Raw genomic sequence first — 15,254 nt, forward strand, 5'->3', positions numbered from 1 at the left:
CTTTCGGCGTACCGAACAGGCGATTTTGGCTGTTCGGAGGCTTTTGAGTATGAAAGTTTATTACTTTCTCATAGCAGGCCTGATCTATAGTGTTGCGCAAGGGACCGCGCGATATAGGGGACTGGACATATGAAGTTTATTGAAGCCGGGGTGCTGAACATCGCCTATATGGATGTTGGGCCGAAATCAGGTGTTCCAGCTGTTCTGCTTCATGGCTTTCCGTATGATGTGCGCAGCTATGACGAAGTCTCCGTCATCCTCGCCAATCGCGGTTTTCGATGCATTATCCCTTACTTGCGTGGCTACGGGCCAACCCAATATCTTTCTCCGCAAACGCCGCGCTCCGGTCAGCAAGGCGCATTGGCCTTTGATCTGCGGTCACTGATGGTGGCTTTGGAGCTGCCGCAGGCGATTGTTGCGGGCTATGACTGGGGTGGCCGCGCAGCCTGCATCGCCGCTGCCCTCTGGCCGGAAAAGGTGAGGGGGCTCGTGAGTGGCGGGGTGGACTACAACATCCAGAACATCCCCGCAGCCTACCGACCTGCCTCGCCTGAGGAGGAACAGCTCTGGTGGTATCAATACTATTTCCAGAGTGAACGTGGCCGCAATGGTTTGACTGAGAACCGCGAAGAGCTGACAAAAATGCTCTGGCAGCAATGGTCACCCACCTGGGAGTTTTCTCGCCGAACCTTCCGCGAAAGCGCCGAGAGCTTTGACAATCCTGATTTCGTTGAGACTGTCATCCACTCCTACAGACACCGTTTTGGGCTGGTTGAGGGAGATCCCGCTTTTGAGAAGATCGAGGTTCTGCTCACCGCGCAGCCGAAGATCAATGTACCAGCCATTGCATTGCTTGGTGCGAATGATGGCGTAAGCCCACCGCGGCACAGCAAAGGGCACGAAACAAACTTCAACGGATATTATGAGGCGCGTCTCGTCGAGGGTACAGGACATAACCTGCCGCAAGAAAACCCCGAGGCCTTTGCCGCAGCAATTATTGAAATTGCTGACAAAACAGAATAGTAAGCCGCGTTCTCGTGGTGGGGAGAGAGGGATGGACCTCTCTCCAATCGCTGGATTAAGCGGCTGATAAGGTCAGCGCGTCCAGCTCTTCAAACGGCAAGCCAACATATTCTTCTGCCAGCGCTCTTTGCTGGGTCTCGTTTTGCAGCAGAAGCTCATAGCTGTTTTGCTGGATTTTGGCATCGAACCCGTTCATGTCCGGGAAGACGTGCATCAACTGCGTCATCCGCCACGAGAAATTCTCAGAGCTCCACACACGGCGCAAAGCCAGCTCGGAATAACGCTCCAGATGAGCGGCGTGATTGCTCTTGATCTGCTCAATCAATCCGCGTGAGAGATAGAACACATCAGAGGCCGCCAGATTGAGCCCCTTCGCTCCGGTTGGTGGCACAATGTGAGCAGCATCGCCTGCGAGGAACATACGTCCGTATTGCATTGGCTCAGCCACGAAGCTGCGGAGTGGTGCGATGGATTTTTCAATAGAGGGTCCGGTGACGATATCTGACGCCACATCCGCAGGGAAGCGGGCGATCAGCTCTTCCCAGAACCGCTCATCGGACCAGTCCATAACACTGTCTGTCAGCGGGCACTGAATGTAATAGCGGCTCAACAGACGGTTGCGCTGTGAGGCAAGTGCAAAGCCACGCTCATGATAGGCATAGACCAGATCCGGCAGGGGGGGCACTTCCGCCATAATGCCAAGCCAGCCAAACGGATAAGCCCGCTCGTAGGTGCGTAAAATGTCGTCAGGAATGGTCTTGCGGCTGACACCATGGAAGCCATCGCAGCCAGCAATGTAGTTGCAGTCCAGATGACAGGTCTGCCCGTCCTTCACGTAGGTCACAGAAGGCTTGTCAGAGGTCACATCATGAAGGGTCACATCAGTGGCTTCGTTGATGATGTTGCCGCCAGCACGTTCGCGGGCGTCATACAGGTCTTCGGTTATGTCGGTCTGGCCGTAGACCATCATCTCCTTGCCAGTCCATTTGTGCGTATCAATGAAATGACTTTCAAAGCCCTGCCGCGTAATCCATGAGCCTTTTTTGCTCTTACCATTCTTATCCATACGCTCCGCAAGGCCATAATCGCGGAGCAGTTGGACTGTGCCGGTCTCTAAAAGACCAGCACGAATGCGAGAGAGAACATAGTCTTTGCTGCGCTGTTCCAGGACAACGCTGTCTACGCCGTTTTCGCTCAGGATGTGAGAGAGTAATAAACCAGCAGGACCGCCGCCGATAATCGCAACCTGAGTACGATCTCTATGGTGGGTCATGAAAAATTCCTTAGGTTCAAAACATCTGGCAGATCGCGGCAATGGGGTATGCGCTAAGTCAGAAGTAAAATGGATTGCAAATACACGTTTGAATGAAGTTCAGTGTTGCTGTTTATGATTGATATGTAAAATTGATTTATAGGCAGAATTTATAGCGAATTTGCTATCAGAGCGCTTTGATCCATTCGGTTGTCTCAGCAATCAGCGCTGCCAAGACAACCTGTTGTTTTGCGTTTTAGGAAAGCACTCTGGGCAGCCAAAGGGTTAGCGCTGGGAAGCTCACCAGAATTGCGACACGCACCAGCTCGGCGCCAAAGAATGGCGCAACACCTTTGAAGGTCTGGATCATCGGTGTGTCTTTTGCCAAAGCTGAAATCACGAAGACATTCATGCCCACTGGCGGCGTAATCAGTCCAAGCTCAACGACAATCAGCGCCAGAATACCGAACCAGATTTTCAAGTCCTCAGTGCTCATGCCATATCCGGCACCATCTGCTCCCTGATACATGCCGCCGTTCAGCTCCATAAGCACAGGCCAGAAGAACGGGATGACCAGCAACATCATGGACATACTGTCCATCAGGCAGCCAAGCGCGATCAGAGCCAGCAGGATCAGCAGCATCACAGTCATGGGTTCCAGACCGGAGCCTGCAATCCACGCCGCTGTCTCCTGCGGCAAGCCAATGCGGGACATGAAGATCTTGAGCAGCTCCGCACCCAGCAGGATCAGGTAGATCATGCCGGAAGTCGCTGCTGTCTCCTTCAGCGCCTCGATCATATCGCTGAGGGACAGATTGCGCTGGAGCAGTCCAAACATCATGACGAGAAACACACCCACAGCAGCTGCTGGTGTTGGATTGTAGAAGCCGAAATAGATGCCGCCGATGACAAGTCCGAAAACGGTCAGTACAGGCAGCACGCCGAGGGAGGCTGCGAGGAACTCTTCTCGCGTTCCGGCACCACCTGCAGGGCCAGATGAGGGACTGACGAAAACGTAGAGCGCGATCACCGCGAGGAACAAAAGAACGGCCAAAATACCCGGAATAAACGCAGCAACGAACATAGTAACGATATTCGCCTCCACGATCACCGCATAGATGATCAAAACAACGCTTGGCGGGATGAGAATTCCCAGAACTCCGCCAGCCGCGAGTGTTCCAGTCGCTAAAGCACCTGAATAATTATAACGCTTCAGCTCTGGCAGAGCGACTTTGCCCATGGTGGAGGCGGTTGCGAGTGATGATCCGCAAACAGCGCCAAATCCGGCACAGGAGGCAATCGCGGCCATAGCCGTGCCGCCCTTCATCCAGCCAAGCCATGCGTTTGCTGCTCTGAACAGAGATTGGCTCAAGCCGGTTTTCGAGGCGAGCGCACCCATCAGAATAAACAGCGGAATGACGGAGAGATCGTAAATGGCAAACTGGCCATACGCCAATGTTTTCAACTGACTAAGCAGTAACATCGGGCCGTTGATGAGAGCAATTCCAACGCCGCCGACAAGGATCATCGCGTAGGCAATCGGGATACGGATGACAATGAGGAACACCAAAATGGCGAGGGCTCCAAAGCCCATGAAAAGACTTGCCGCCATCAGGTTCTCCGAGTCAGATCTCTGGTGTTTTCATTCAGCGTAATAATCGCCCCAATGCTCAGCAGAAAAAGCGAAATCAAAACAGGCACATACGCATACCAAACAGGGATCTGCAAAATTGCGGTGGTGTAATCGTACTCTCTTTGATCAGACATACCATGGTACATCCGCCACAACAGCAACAACCCGAACCCAAACGCAATCAGCGATGCGATCAACGCCAAAAACGCTTTCAAACGAGGTCCAGCCTTACTGGTAAAAATGTCCGCTGTGACATTGGCATCGGTGATCTGACAGAAAGGCAGGAAGGAAAAGACTGCGATAGCAACGCCGATCTCAGTGAGCTCGAAATCTCCGGGAAAGGGAGCTGCCCATATGTTGCCAAGGGTGGAGTAGATGTTTATCGCGACCACCGCCAGCAGAACCAAACCGCCGGTAAGTGCCCATGCTACAATAAGTTTTTCGAATGCACCGGCAATGCCGGTGCGTCCGAGTTTTTGAAAGGCGCCCATAGCTACTCGCTGTGCTTGGAAATCAATGCCTGTGCTTTTGCAACAATCGCGTTGCCATCAATGCCTTTTTTGGCGACTTCTGAGGTCCATTTGTCAACGACCGGAGCCAGAGCTTCTCTAAAGACAGCTGTTTCTTCTTCAGAAAGAGTGATGTGTTTGTTGCCTGACTTTACAGCGAGGCCGATGCCAAAGTCATCTGTCGCACGCCAAACTTCACCAACCTTTGCCCACCACTCAGGACCAGATGCATCACGGAAAGCCTTCTGAATGTCTTCAGGCAACCCTTCCCAGCGCTCTTTGTTCATGGAAACCTGGAAGACAGAAGTACCAAAGCGCGCTTTGCCAGCACCTTCGATCTGATACTCGGTCTGTTCCTGAATTTTCAGCGGTGGAATGATTTCCCAAGGAATAAACGCCGCATCAATCACGCCTTTTTGCAAAGCTGTCGGCAGCTCAGGAACCGGCATCGCTGCAGGAGACGCGCCAAGCGCTTCAATAACCCATGCGCCGGTACGCGATGGCGTACGAATGCGCATACCTGCCATATCAGCCGGACTGCGGACTTCCTTGTCGCGCGTATGAAGGCCTGCACCTGCATGCACGTGCAGGAACATGACTTCCAAGCCCTTGTATTCAACTTCAAGATCGCTCTTGAACATGTCGTAAAGTGCAAGGTTTGCCGCGCGTGGATCATCCAGGAACACGAACGGAAGTTCCATCACTTCGGTGCGCGGAAACAGGCCCGGTGTGTAACCGTTCAGGGTCCAGACAAGATCAACAACGCCGTCACGAACCTGGTTGACCAGCTCTGGCGGGCGACCGCCAAGTGACATGGACGGGTAAATCTCGATTTTGACCTGGCCGCCGGAATTTTCTTCAACGGCCTTTGCCCATGGTTCCAGCATTTTGGTCTGCGCTGGCGCTTTGGGGCTTAGAAAGTGGTGGAGCTTAAATGTGTATTCTGCTGCACCTGCCATGGAAACACTGGCAAGCAAAAGTGCCGTAGAAGCGCAGAAGCCTTTGAAATTACCAAACATAAGTATGTGACCCTCCTGAAGAATGGTCGAAACCAGACAAGCCTTCCTGATCCTGCTACTTGGGGCAGTCTCATCTCCCTAAGGCCGTCAAATTCTTAATCACGATCCGGATGATCCGCCAAGGGAATTCTTAGGAATCACCACTGTGAAATCGGAGAATTACATATACTTTTCAAAATGAATAATGAAAAATACCGTGCTTCTCATGCCGTATTGGGTATCAATATGCACCTTGAATTTGCTCTGACTTAGTGAGCTGGAGCGCGAACTTCCTCCTGCTCGCTCAGTCCCATAAGGATCTCGGCAAAGCATTGGGCCGCTGTATCCAGCGTTTCGCCAGCGCGCATGTTGAGACCGACAGAGCCGACCGTCGCACGGGTATCAATCGGCAACTCCACGAACTGGCCGCTTTCAATCTCACGCGCAATCACACCGCGCGAAATGATCCAGATCGCGTTGTATTCCTGTGTGAAGGCTCTGCCGAATGAGTCCGAGACGGTTTCGATTGCCTGCTCTGGTTCAGGAATGCCGTGTTCAATGAAAAGCCGATCGACGAACGGGCGAATAATTGAGGCTGCAGAAGGGATTAGCACCGGATAAGCATCCAGCTCATTCACGCTGATCTGCGGTTTTCCTGCGAGGGGATGGTTCTTGTCGACGGCAAAAACGACACGCTCGCGATAATGCGGCTCGAACACCAATCCCTGCATATTCTCTGGTGCTGGCAGGCGGCCCATAACAAGATCCAGCTCACCATTTCTCAGTTGATCCAGCAAGACGTGGTTCTCTCCGGTTACGATATGAAGCCTGTTTCGCAACCCTGTATCAAGGAAAGCCTTAACAGCCTGCGGAATGAGCGATGCAGCCACTGTTGGCAGAGCGCCAATGCGGACCATCGGGCCATCGCTATAGTTGAGCTGAGATAATGCATTGATGCCGTTACGGGCAGCGGCCAGACTGGTGCCTGCATGACGCAGGAACACCTCACCGTAATGAGTGATGCGGATACCGCGTCCGTCTTTTTCAATCAGAGGCTGCCCGCATATTTCTTCCAGTTCGCGAATAGTACGGGTGACGGCTGGCTGGGTGAGATGAAGCACCTCCGCAGCGCGGCTCACGCTGTTTTGGCGAGACACTTCCACAAATGCTTCTAAATGCCTGAGCTTTAATCTGCGTAAGTTATTCATAACAATCTCAATATGATTAGTCTGGATAATATCATTATTCATTTTGAAACAGACATGCAATTGATCCGTTTAGGGGGATGCGCATGCACTTCATAGAATTAAACTCTACAACGCTTCACTTCAGTAAGACCAATTCAGAGTCAGCAGCACCAGCGCTTGTTCTGATTAATTCATTGGGAACGGACTTTCGCATTTGGGATGAATTTCTGGTTCATCTCGGGCATCAAGGCGAAGTTCTGACCTATGATAAACGTGGGCATGGTCTTTCTAGTGTTGGCGATGAGCGGTATTCGATTGACTTGCATATGCGTGACCTTGCTGCGCTCATGGACAGCCAGTCCATCAAGAATGCAGTGATTTGCGGTGTATCTGTAGGGGGCATGATCGCAATGGCGCTGCAGGCCGCCCGGCCTGATCTGGTGAGCGGGCTGATCCTGTGTGACACCGCACCGCGCATCGGTGACGCACAGACGTGGCAAGAGCGTATCAACGCAATTGAGGCCAACGGGATGGAGGGGATCGCTGATACAGTGATGTCTCGTTGGTTCTCAGCGGGCTTTCAGGCAAAATGGCCAGAAGCAGTTGCAGGATATCGGAATCTTTTGTGCCGAACACCTTTGGACGGATATATCGGCACATGTGCAGCCATTCGGGACGCTGATCTGACCTGTCAGGCCGCACAGATTGACGTGCCTGTTCTCTGCGTTGCTGGTGAGGACGACCAGTCTACACCGCCAGAACTGGTTGAGGAGATGGCAAGCCTCATTCCGAACGCTAAATATGAGCGGGTGGGAAACTGCGGACATCTGCCAAGTTTGGAGCAACCTGAGTATCTGGCGCATCTTGTTCGGCAGGCGATTTCTCGTTGGCCAAACAGGGTTGACCAGCGTGAACTGCGGCAAAGCGAAATTTACAAACAAGGCATGCAGACACGACGTAGAGTGTTGGGAGACACTCACGTGAATGCTGCTGAAGTTCAAAAGAGCAGTTTTGATGCGCCTTTTCAGGAGCTTATCACTGAAGCGGCTTGGGGGCATGTGTGGTCGCGGCACAACTGGACATTGCGAGAACGGTCCATTGTAACTATTGCGCTTCTCGCTGCGTTAGGGCACCTAGATGAGGTGGCCATGCATGTGCGGGCTGCAAGAAACACCGGGGCAACACGGGAAGATATAAGCGAAGCTCTGCTGCACACCGCAATTTATGCCGGTGTGCCAGCCGCAAACAGCGCCATCAAAGTCGTCAAAAATGTTTTCGCGCAGCTTGATGCGTCAGGGGAGTGAGATGAGCAAGCCAACGACCAATGCTGGTCCGTTCTTTCCGCGAGACCGGAACTGGCATCCTCCGGCATTGTCGCCTAACTACAAAACGAGCGTGTTGCGGTCTCCGCAAAAGGCGCTTTTGTCTCTCGGAAATACAATCAGCGAAACCACCGGACCAGTCTTCGGCCACAACATACTGGGTGAGCTGGATCACGATTTGGTGCAGAACTATGCCAAGCCTGGTGAAAGTGCGCAGGGAGAGCGCATCATCGTCCATGGTCATGTTCTGGATGAAGAAGCCAGACCAGTTCCGAATGCGCTGGTAGAAGTTTGGCAGGCCAACGCTGGTGGCCGCTACCGCCACAAGAAAGATGGCTATCTTGCGCCGCTTGACCCGAACTTCGGCGGATGTGGTCGCGTCATCACCGACGAGAATGGATACTATGCTTTTCGCACCGTTCGTCCCGGCCCGTATCCGTGGCCAAACGGGGTGAATGACTGGCGCCCGTCCCACATCCATTTTTCGCTTTTTGGCTCCGGTTTCGCACAGCGCCTGATCACGCAGATGTATTTTGAGGGCGATCCTCATATTCCGCTGTGTCCGATTGTGAGGACGATCAATGATCCGGCTGCGATTGAGATGCTGGTTGCTAAGCTGGACATGAACCATTGTGTGCCAATGGACGCTCGTGCTTACCGTTTTGATATCGTCCTGCGTGGCCGTCGCTCGACCATGTTTGAAAACCGTATGGAGGGCAATTGATATGACAAAGCTGGAGTATCTGAAAGAAAGCCCAAGCCAGACGGCTGGTCCGTACGTTCATATCGGCTGTACCCCGAATTTCATCGGGAACACAGGGGTCTTCAAAGAAGACCTTGGCGCGCGCATGGTGAATGTGCAAACCAAAGGCCAGCGCATTACCATCAAAGGTCGTGTGTTTGACGGAACAGGAACACCTTTGAAAGACGCCATGCTGGAAATCTGGCAGGCGGATAGTGAAGGTCTGTTCAACAGTCCGTCGGAGACGCGCGGCGAATCTGACCCCAACTTCACCGGATGGGGACGCCAGCCGGTCAATCTGGATAGTGGCGAGTTCTGTTTTGAGACTGTAAAACCGGGCGCTGTACCGTTTCCGGATGGCAGGCCACAAGCGCCACATATCAACTTCTGGATTGTTGCGCGTGGGATCAACGTTGGTCTGAATACACGCATGTACTTCCCGGAAGAAGAGGCAGCCAATGCGGCTGATCCAGTGCTTGGCCGTGTTGAACATCGCGTGCGCGTATCAACGCTGATCGCGAAGCAATCCGGCGATACCTACACCTTTGACATTTACATTCAGGGTGACAACGAAACCGTCTTCTTTGATATCTGATTGATAAATATGGCTGAATTTCTGTCTTTAAAAGATGCGGTCAAGAAATACCTCAAAAGCGGCAACACTGCCGCTTTTGAGGGTTTTACGCATCTCATTCCCCACGCCGCTGCCCACGAAGTTATCCGGCAGGGTATTGATGAACTTACTGTCATTCGTATGACGCCTGATCTTATTTATGATCAGCTTATCGGCATGGGGCTGGTCAGGAAATTGATCTTCTCCTACGCGGGTAATCCGGGTGTTGGATTGTTGCGACGTGTGCGTGATTCAATCGAAAACGGCTGGCCGCGCTCCATCGAGATTGAAGAGCATTCCCACGCCGCTCTTGCCAATGCATATGAAGCTGGGGCTGCTGGCCTGCCATGCGCCGTGTTTCGTGGTTATATGGGTACAGAACTTCAGCGCGTAAATCCGAATATCAAAAAAATAAATTGCCCTTTCACGGGTGAGGAATTGGCTGCTGTTCCCTCCATTCGTCCTGATGTTGCTTTCATCCATGCTCTTAAAGCTGACCGCAAAGGCAACGTGCTGATTGAAGGAATAGTGGGTGTCCAGAAGGAGACCGTGCTGGCTGCTACGCATTCCATAGTGACGGTTGAGGAAGTGGTTGATGAGCTGGATACGCATATGAACGCGTGCATCCTGCCACACTGGACCGTCTCCGCTATTTGCGAAGTGCGCGGCGGGGCACATCCGTCTTATGCGCAAGGGTATTACGGCAGAGACAACAAGATGTATATCGACTGGGATCCGATCGCAGCAGATCGTGAGAGGTTTCAGGCATGGATGGAAGAACACGTGCTGAAGCAGGGACCAGAGGTGTTTGCTGACCGCATCAAAGGGCTGGAGGTAACTCCGTGACAGCACAAGACTTTACCCCGGATGAGATGATGGCTATCGCGGCATCCCGCGCCTTGAACAACACGGATGTGTGCTTTGTGGGCATCGGCCCGCCATCTGCTGCCTGTAACATCGCCCGTTTAACTCATGCACCAGACATTACGCTGATTTATGAGAGTGGAACGATTGGCACAGCACCAGACGTTCTGCCGCTTTCCATTGGAGATGGTGAGCTTTGTGACACAGCGCTGACGACGGTTTCAGTAACCGAGATGTTCCGCTACTGGCTGCAAGGTGGCAAGATCACAGTCGGTTTTCTGGGGGCAGCGCAGATTGATCGTTTCGCCAACATCAACACCACCGTGGTGGGTGACTACGACAATCCAAAGGTAAGATTGCCTGGCGGCGGCGGAGCGCCTGAGATCTCCTCTTCCTCTCAGGAAACTTACATCACCATGAAGCAGAGCAAGCGTGGTTTTGTAGAGAAACTGGACTTTTTCACCTCCTTTGGGCACGGAGAAGGAGGGGACCATCGCACACGCATGGGCATCACCACAAAAGGCCCAACCCTGCTGATCACCGACCTTGCCATCTGGAAACCTGACCCTGTTACCAAAGAGCTGACAGTGGTTTCGCTTCATCCGGGTACGACCAAAGAACGGGTGCAACAAACAGTGTCTTGGGCTGTACGGTTCTCGGAGGATTTGCAGGAGACCCCTGTGCCGACTGAGGAGGAACTGTCTGTTCTGCGCGCATTAAAAGCGCGAACGGCGGCGGCGCATGCGGGTAACAGAGTGGAGACGGCCTGATGTCTGAGGCATATATTTGCGATTATATTAGAACACCGATTGGTCGTTATGGGGGCGCGCTGTCTTCTGTTCGGGCGGACGATCTTGGCGCATTGCCAATTAAAGCGTTGATGGAGCGGAACCCTTCAGTTGATTGGGAAGCCGTTGACGAAGTGTACTACGGCTGTGCCAATCAGGCTGGTGAGGACAACCGCAACGTGGCTCGCATGGTCGCGCTGCTGGCAGGTCTGCCAGAAGCCGTACCTGGTACGACGCTGAACCGTTTGTGCGGGTCTGGCATGGATGCTGTCATTGCGGCCTCTCGTGCCATCAAGACAGGTGAATGCGACCTTGTGATTGCTGGCGGCGTGGAATCCATGTCCCGTGCGCCATTTGTGATGCCAAAGGCGACCACACCGTTTTCACGTGCCAACGAAGTGTTCGACACCACCATTGGCTGGCGGTTTGTGAATCCGAAGATGAAGAAGCAGTTCGGCATCGACAGTATGCCTGAGACTGGTGAAAACGTCGCTGAAGACTTTGGGGTCTCCCGGGCTGATCAGGACGCGTTTGCCGCGAGCTCACAGGCTAAAGCAGCGGCTGCACAAGAAAATGGCCGCCTTGCCAAGGAGATCATCGAGGTCACAATCCCTCAGCGCAAAGGCGATCCGATTATCGTGTCCGCTGATGAGCACCCACGCGCAGGGACGACTGCCGAGAAACTTGCAAAACTGCCGACACCATTTCGTGAAAATGGCAGCGTGACTGCGGGTAATGCCTCAGGTGTCAACGATGGCGCTGCTGCGTTGATTGTTGCCTCTGCAGCAGCGGTCAAAAAATATGGTCTGACCCCGATTGCGCGCGTGCTTGGCGGAGCAACAGCCGGTGTTGCGCCGCGTATTATGGGCATTGGCCCTGCTCCTGCAGCGCAAAAACTATGCGCGCGGTTAAATTTGCAACCTTCTGATTTTGACGTCATTGAGCTCAATGAAGCCTTTGCAAGTCAGGGGATTGCAGTTCTGCGCGAACTGGGGTTGGATGCAGGTGCAGCTCATATCAACCCGAATGGCGGGGCGATTGCATTGGGCCACCCACTAGGCATGTCCGGCGCACGCATCACCGGAACCGCAGCGTTGGAACTGAGCCTGCAAGGCAAAAAACGCGCACTGGCCACTATGTGTATTGGAGTTGGTCAAGGCATCGCGATCGCGCTGGAAAGGGACTAATGTGAGTGTGAGCCTCTTCACCAATCCTATGTGGAGCGGATTGTTTGGAGATGAGGACGTGCAACGCGCCTTTGCTCTGGAATCAACTCTGGATCACTATCTGGCTTATGAAGTGGCTCTCACCAAGGCCTTGTTCGCACATTCTCTCGTTTCAGCCGAAGCAAAGGACGCTGTGCTTGCTGGCTGCAAAGGGTTTGCGCCTGACATAACGCGGATCAAGGCAGGCGTCGCAAAAGATGGCCTACCAATCCCGGCTTTCATCAAGCAACTGCGCATGCGTGTTGGTGAGCCATATGCCGCTGAATGCCACAAAACATCCACCAGTCAGGATGTGATGGACACCGCACTGGCGTTAGCTCTACGAAAAACCTCTCAAATTCTGCAAAAGCGCTTGTCTGCGGTCATCGCTGCACTTGAGACTGTGAAATCGGCGAATAGCGATTATCCGTTGATGGGCAGAACGCGCATGCAAGCCGCGCTGCCAATAACGGCGGGTGACCGCATTTCCACATGGATTGAACCGCTGAAACGGCACTATCAACGGCTAGATGATGTCGCTGCGGAGGTTGCAGTGCTCCAGTTTGGCGGACCTGTAGGAACAAGCCATGCTCAGGGCGAACACGTAGTTGCTATCGCCGCGCATATGGCGGCAGAGCTGGACCTGAGAGTTCCGGAGCACTCATGGCACACGCAGCGGGACAACATGGTGGATTACGCAAACGTTCTCTCCATGATCTCCGGCAGCCTTGGCAAGATTGGTACGGATGTCGCTTTGATGGCCCAACAGGGTCTTGAGGAAATTAAACTTTCCGGTGGTGGACGCTCCTCAGCCATGGCCCACAAACACAATCCGATCAACGCTGAATTACTGGTGACACTTGCCCGTTACAACAGCACCCAGGTCTCTGCGATGCATAGCGCCTTGGTGCATGAACAAGAGCGTTCTGGCTCAGCTTGGGCGTTGGAGTGGATGACCCTGCCCGGCATGTGCATTGCAACGGGTGCTGGTCTTCAGAGTGCATTAAAGCTGCTGAAACAAACAGAGTGGATTGGAACCCCCTTAAGTGATTAACTGCGCGCACCTAGTCTGAAAGGGAGAATGAGAATGTCCAGTCGCAATGAAGCCATCCAACGGGCGGAAACATATTTCGACAGCGGCGCATTCCTCACTGACCTGGCCCGATTAATCGCTATTCCGACGGAAAGTCAGGAACCCTACCAAAAACACCAATTGATGCGTTATCTGAAAGAGGAGATGCGACCACTTCTCGAGCGTCTTGGCTTCAAAACGCACATCTTCGACAATCCGAATCCGATTGGTGGCCCTTTCTTGTTCGGTGAACGTATCGAAGATCCAAGTTTCCCGACAGTTCTGACCTATGGGCACGGAGATGTTGTGCGCGGACAAGCCGGTAACTGGATGGGGGGAAGAGACCCGTTCGTTCTGGAAGAAGACGGCGAGCGCATTTATGGGCGCGGTACCGCTGACAATAAGTGCCAGCATCTCATTAACCTTCAGGCCTTGGGTTGCCTTTTGCAGGAAAAGAAGCAACTTGACTTCAACTGTAAGGTGATCATTGAGACTTCTGAAGAAACCGGCTCCGCTGGCCTGCAAGAGTTCTTCGATGAACACAAGCAGATGTTGGCAGCAGATGTGCTGATCGCCTCTGACGGGCCGCGCTTGCAATCGGATACACCAACAGTCTTCACCGGTGCGCGTGGTGCGCAAACATTCACACTACAAGTAAACTTGCGTGACGGTGCCAATCACTCAGGCAACTGGGGCGGGCTGCTTGCAGACCCCGCCATTATTCTTGCCAATGCAATCTCCTGCATCGCGGACAAACGCGGTCAAATCCAGATTCCTAGTTGGCGCCCAACCAGCCTGACACCAGACATTAGGGAAGCTCTGAGTGATCTTCCCGTTGGTGATAGTCAAGGCCCGACCATAAACGAGAATTGGGGAGAGGAGGGTCTCACCCCTGCCGAGCGTGTGTTTGGCTGGAACTCCTTTGCCGTGCTCGCAATGAAGAGCGGCGTACCAGAAGCACCAGTAAACGCGATTGATGGTTATGCCTTCGCAGTTTGCCAGCTGCGCTACGTCGTGGGAACGGATGTACAGGGTCTCGTCCCATCTTTGCGTGCGCATCTGGATGCCAATGGATTTAATAATGTCGAGATAAGGCAGGAAGATCGCGGCTTCTTTCATGCAACGCGCCTTTCGCCAGATAATGCTTGGGTGCGCATGGTGATGGCGTCCCTGGAAGAAACCAGTGGCAAGACACCCCACCTTTTGCCAAACCTTGCTGGCTCCTTGCCTAATGAGTGCTTTGCAGAAACATTGGGCCTGCCAACCGTTTGGGTTCCGCATTCTTATGCTGGTTGTTCGCAACATGCGCCCAATGAGCATATTCTCAAACCGGTTGCTCGCGATGCCATGCGAAATATGGTGGCGCTATTTTGGGATATTTCGGAAAAAGGGGCACCTACTTAGGCTATTCAATGCCGTCGTGAGGCTCATTTTGGGATAAAACCCTCATGATTTAAGGCGCTTAAGAGAAAAAGGTGAGCAGGCAGTGGAGAAAACAGATTTCTTTGTAAAAAATGCATTTGCCTGCTGGACAGGAGAAATTTGGCACCCTATAAGACGCTCACCTTCGCAGGACGGGAAACAAACCGACCTAGCAGAATGTGCCCGGATAGCTCAGTTGGTAGAGCAGCGGATTGAAAATCCGCGTGTCGGTGGTTCGAATCCGCCTCCGGGCACCACTTATCTTCTTGAAATTACTAGATAATAAAGTGAGCATTCGCTCAGCTTTCTTAAGGTTTGACACTTTTTCCGGCATGGTTTGACACTTTTGCTCTAACTGCTTACTGAACTCTTCCCCGCGCAGAGTGATTTCCTTCTCAAATCGGACTGCAATATCCGACATGCTTTTGCGCAAATCAGCTCCTTTTGCATAAAGCCGTGCCATCGCTTCTGTTTCATGTCCCAGCGCAGCGGCAAGGTCTCTGTCATTCAGCCCAATCTCCCGCAAAATGGTCGCCACCGTATGCCGCAGACCATAAAGAGTAAGGCCCGGCTCAATCAGGTTCTTATCTTCTAATTGGATGCGCAGCTTTCTCCACGATGCTC

At 53.0% G+C, this 15,254-nt stretch carries 14 protein-coding genes and 1 tRNA gene; 10 read left to right on the forward strand and 5 right to left on the reverse strand.

All coding sequences use genetic code 11. The features are described from left to right. Positions 1 to 129: 129 nt before the first annotated feature. Positions 130 to 1,023 (forward strand): alpha/beta hydrolase, encoded by an 894-nt coding sequence (locus tag PsAD46_RS11110; RefSeq protein WP_063306871.1) that lies wholly within the window; start codon positions 130 to 132, stop codon positions 1,021 to 1,023. A 55-nt stretch (positions 1,024 to 1,078) separates the two neighbouring features. Here the strand turns inward: PsAD46_RS11110 and pobA are convergent, their stop codons facing one another. The 5 genes from pobA to pcaQ all read right to left on the reverse strand — a co-directional run bounded on the left by pobA (position 1,079) and on the right by pcaQ (position 6,623). Continuing rightward, positions 1,079 to 2,296 carry a 4-hydroxybenzoate 3-monooxygenase gene (gene pobA / locus PsAD46_RS11115; protein ID WP_063306872.1) on the reverse strand — a complete coding sequence of 406 codons (1,218 nt, stop codon included), beginning with the start codon at positions 2,294 to 2,296 and terminating at the stop codon, positions 1,079 to 1,081. 235 nt (positions 2,297 to 2,531) lie between these two features. Further along, positions 2,532 to 3,887 carry a TRAP transporter large permease gene (locus tag PsAD46_RS11120; RefSeq protein WP_063306873.1) on the reverse strand — a complete coding sequence of 452 codons (1,356 nt, stop codon included), beginning with the start codon at positions 3,885 to 3,887 and terminating at the stop codon, positions 2,532 to 2,534. Continuing rightward, positions 3,887 to 4,399 carry a TRAP transporter small permease gene (locus PsAD46_RS11125; RefSeq protein WP_063306874.1) on the reverse strand — a complete coding sequence of 171 codons (513 nt, stop codon included), beginning with the start codon at positions 4,397 to 4,399 and terminating at the stop codon, positions 3,887 to 3,889. The genes PsAD46_RS11120 and PsAD46_RS11125 overlap by 1 nt, the downstream gene beginning before the upstream one ends. Positions 4,400 to 4,401: 2 nt before the next feature. Next, positions 4,402 to 5,436, reverse strand: coding sequence for a TRAP transporter substrate-binding protein (locus PsAD46_RS11130; protein WP_063292848.1), 1,035 nt, complete (start codon positions 5,434 to 5,436; stop codon positions 4,402 to 4,404). A gap of 248 nt (positions 5,437 to 5,684) precedes the next feature. After that, on the reverse strand, positions 5,685 to 6,623 hold the full coding sequence (gene pcaQ, locus PsAD46_RS11135; protein WP_208981791.1) for a pca operon transcription factor PcaQ: 939 nt from the start codon (positions 6,621 to 6,623) through the stop codon (positions 5,685 to 5,687). A gap of 83 nt (positions 6,624 to 6,706) precedes the next feature. On the opposite strand from pcaQ, the gene pcaD reads away from it, so the two are divergent. The 9 genes from pcaD to PsAD46_RS11180 all read left to right on the forward strand — a co-directional run bounded on the left by pcaD (position 6,707) and on the right by PsAD46_RS11180 (position 14,887). Then, a complete protein-coding gene (pcaD, locus tag PsAD46_RS28805; protein ID WP_063306875.1) occupies positions 6,707 to 7,906 on the forward strand; it encodes a 3-oxoadipate enol-lactonase in 1,200 nt (399 codons plus the stop codon). Then, complete coding sequence (gene pcaH, locus PsAD46_RS11145) at positions 7,890 to 8,648, forward strand: protocatechuate 3,4-dioxygenase subunit beta (protein ID WP_063306883.1); 759 nt, start codon at positions 7,890 to 7,892, stop codon at positions 8,646 to 8,648. Before pcaD ends, pcaH begins: the two co-directional genes overlap by 17 nt. A gap of 1 nt (position 8,649) precedes the next feature. Further along, positions 8,650 to 9,261: a protocatechuate 3,4-dioxygenase subunit alpha gene (pcaG, locus tag PsAD46_RS11150; RefSeq protein WP_063306876.1), complete on the forward strand. Its 612-nt coding sequence runs from the start codon at positions 8,650 to 8,652 to the stop codon at positions 9,259 to 9,261. Positions 9,262 to 9,270: 9 nt separating this feature from the next. Next, on the forward strand, positions 9,271 to 10,125 hold the full coding sequence (locus PsAD46_RS11155; RefSeq protein WP_063306884.1) for a CoA-transferase: 855 nt from the start codon (positions 9,271 to 9,273) through the stop codon (positions 10,123 to 10,125). Beyond that, a complete protein-coding gene (locus tag PsAD46_RS11160; RefSeq protein WP_063306877.1) occupies positions 10,122 to 10,913 on the forward strand; it encodes a CoA-transferase subunit beta in 792 nt (263 codons plus the stop codon). Before PsAD46_RS11155 ends, PsAD46_RS11160 begins: the two co-directional genes overlap by 4 nt. Next, the gene (pcaF, locus tag PsAD46_RS11165) at positions 10,913 to 12,118 is read left to right on the forward strand and encodes a 3-oxoadipyl-CoA thiolase (protein WP_063306878.1); all 1,206 of its coding nucleotides are present in this window, start codon (positions 10,913 to 10,915) and stop codon (positions 12,116 to 12,118) included. Before PsAD46_RS11160 ends, pcaF begins: the two co-directional genes overlap by 1 nt. A 1-nt stretch (position 12,119) precedes the next feature. Further along, positions 12,120 to 13,190, forward strand: a complete 1,071-nt coding sequence (locus PsAD46_RS11170; RefSeq protein WP_063306879.1) for a 3-carboxy-cis,cis-muconate cycloisomerase — start codon at positions 12,120 to 12,122, stop codon at positions 13,188 to 13,190. Between the two features lie 33 nt (positions 13,191 to 13,223). Next, entirely contained in the window at positions 13,224 to 14,612 is a 1,389-nt protein-coding gene (locus PsAD46_RS11175) for a M20 family metallopeptidase (RefSeq protein ID WP_063306880.1), read from the forward strand. A 199-nt stretch (positions 14,613 to 14,811) separates the two neighbouring features. Then, a tRNA-Phe gene (locus PsAD46_RS11180) sits at positions 14,812 to 14,887 on the forward strand. Positions 14,888 to 15,254: the final 367 nt, after the last annotated feature.

Source organism: Pseudovibrio sp. Ad46 (assembly GCF_001623065.1).
Taxonomy (GTDB): Bacteria; Pseudomonadota; Alphaproteobacteria; order Rhizobiales; family Stappiaceae; genus Pseudovibrio.

Bases quoted from the DNA above. Each gene is read 5' to 3' on its own strand.
- PsAD46_RS11110 (WP_063306871.1), top strand. From the start codon at position 130: ATGAAGTTTATTGAAGCCGGGGTGCTGAACATCGCCTATATGGATGTT.
- pobA (WP_063306872.1), bottom strand. From the start codon at position 2,296: ATGACCCACCATAGAGATCGTACTCAGGTTGCGATTATCGGCGGCGGT.
- PsAD46_RS11120 (WP_063306873.1), bottom strand. From the start codon at position 3,887: ATGGCGGCAAGTCTTTTCATGGGCTTTGGAGCCCTCGCCATTTTGGTG.
- PsAD46_RS11125 (WP_063306874.1), bottom strand. From the start codon at position 4,399: ATGGGCGCCTTTCAAAAACTCGGACGCACCGGCATTGCCGGTGCATTC.
- PsAD46_RS11130 (WP_063292848.1), bottom strand. From the start codon at position 5,436: ATGTTTGGTAATTTCAAAGGCTTCTGCGCTTCTACGGCACTTTTGCTT.
- pcaQ (WP_208981791.1), bottom strand. From the start codon at position 6,623: ATGAATAACTTACGCAGATTAAAGCTCAGGCATTTAGAAGCATTTGTG.
- pcaD (WP_063306875.1), top strand. From the start codon at position 6,707: ATGCACTTCATAGAATTAAACTCTACAACGCTTCACTTCAGTAAGACC.
- pcaH (WP_063306883.1), top strand. From the start codon at position 7,890: ATGCGTCAGGGGAGTGAGATGAGCAAGCCAACGACCAATGCTGGTCCG.
- pcaG (WP_063306876.1), top strand. From the start codon at position 8,650: ATGACAAAGCTGGAGTATCTGAAAGAAAGCCCAAGCCAGACGGCTGGT.
- PsAD46_RS11155 (WP_063306884.1), top strand. From the start codon at position 9,271: ATGGCTGAATTTCTGTCTTTAAAAGATGCGGTCAAGAAATACCTCAAA.
- pcaF (WP_063306878.1), top strand. From the start codon at position 10,913: ATGTCTGAGGCATATATTTGCGATTATATTAGAACACCGATTGGTCGT.
- PsAD46_RS11175 (WP_063306880.1), top strand. From the start codon at position 13,224: ATGTCCAGTCGCAATGAAGCCATCCAACGGGCGGAAACATATTTCGAC.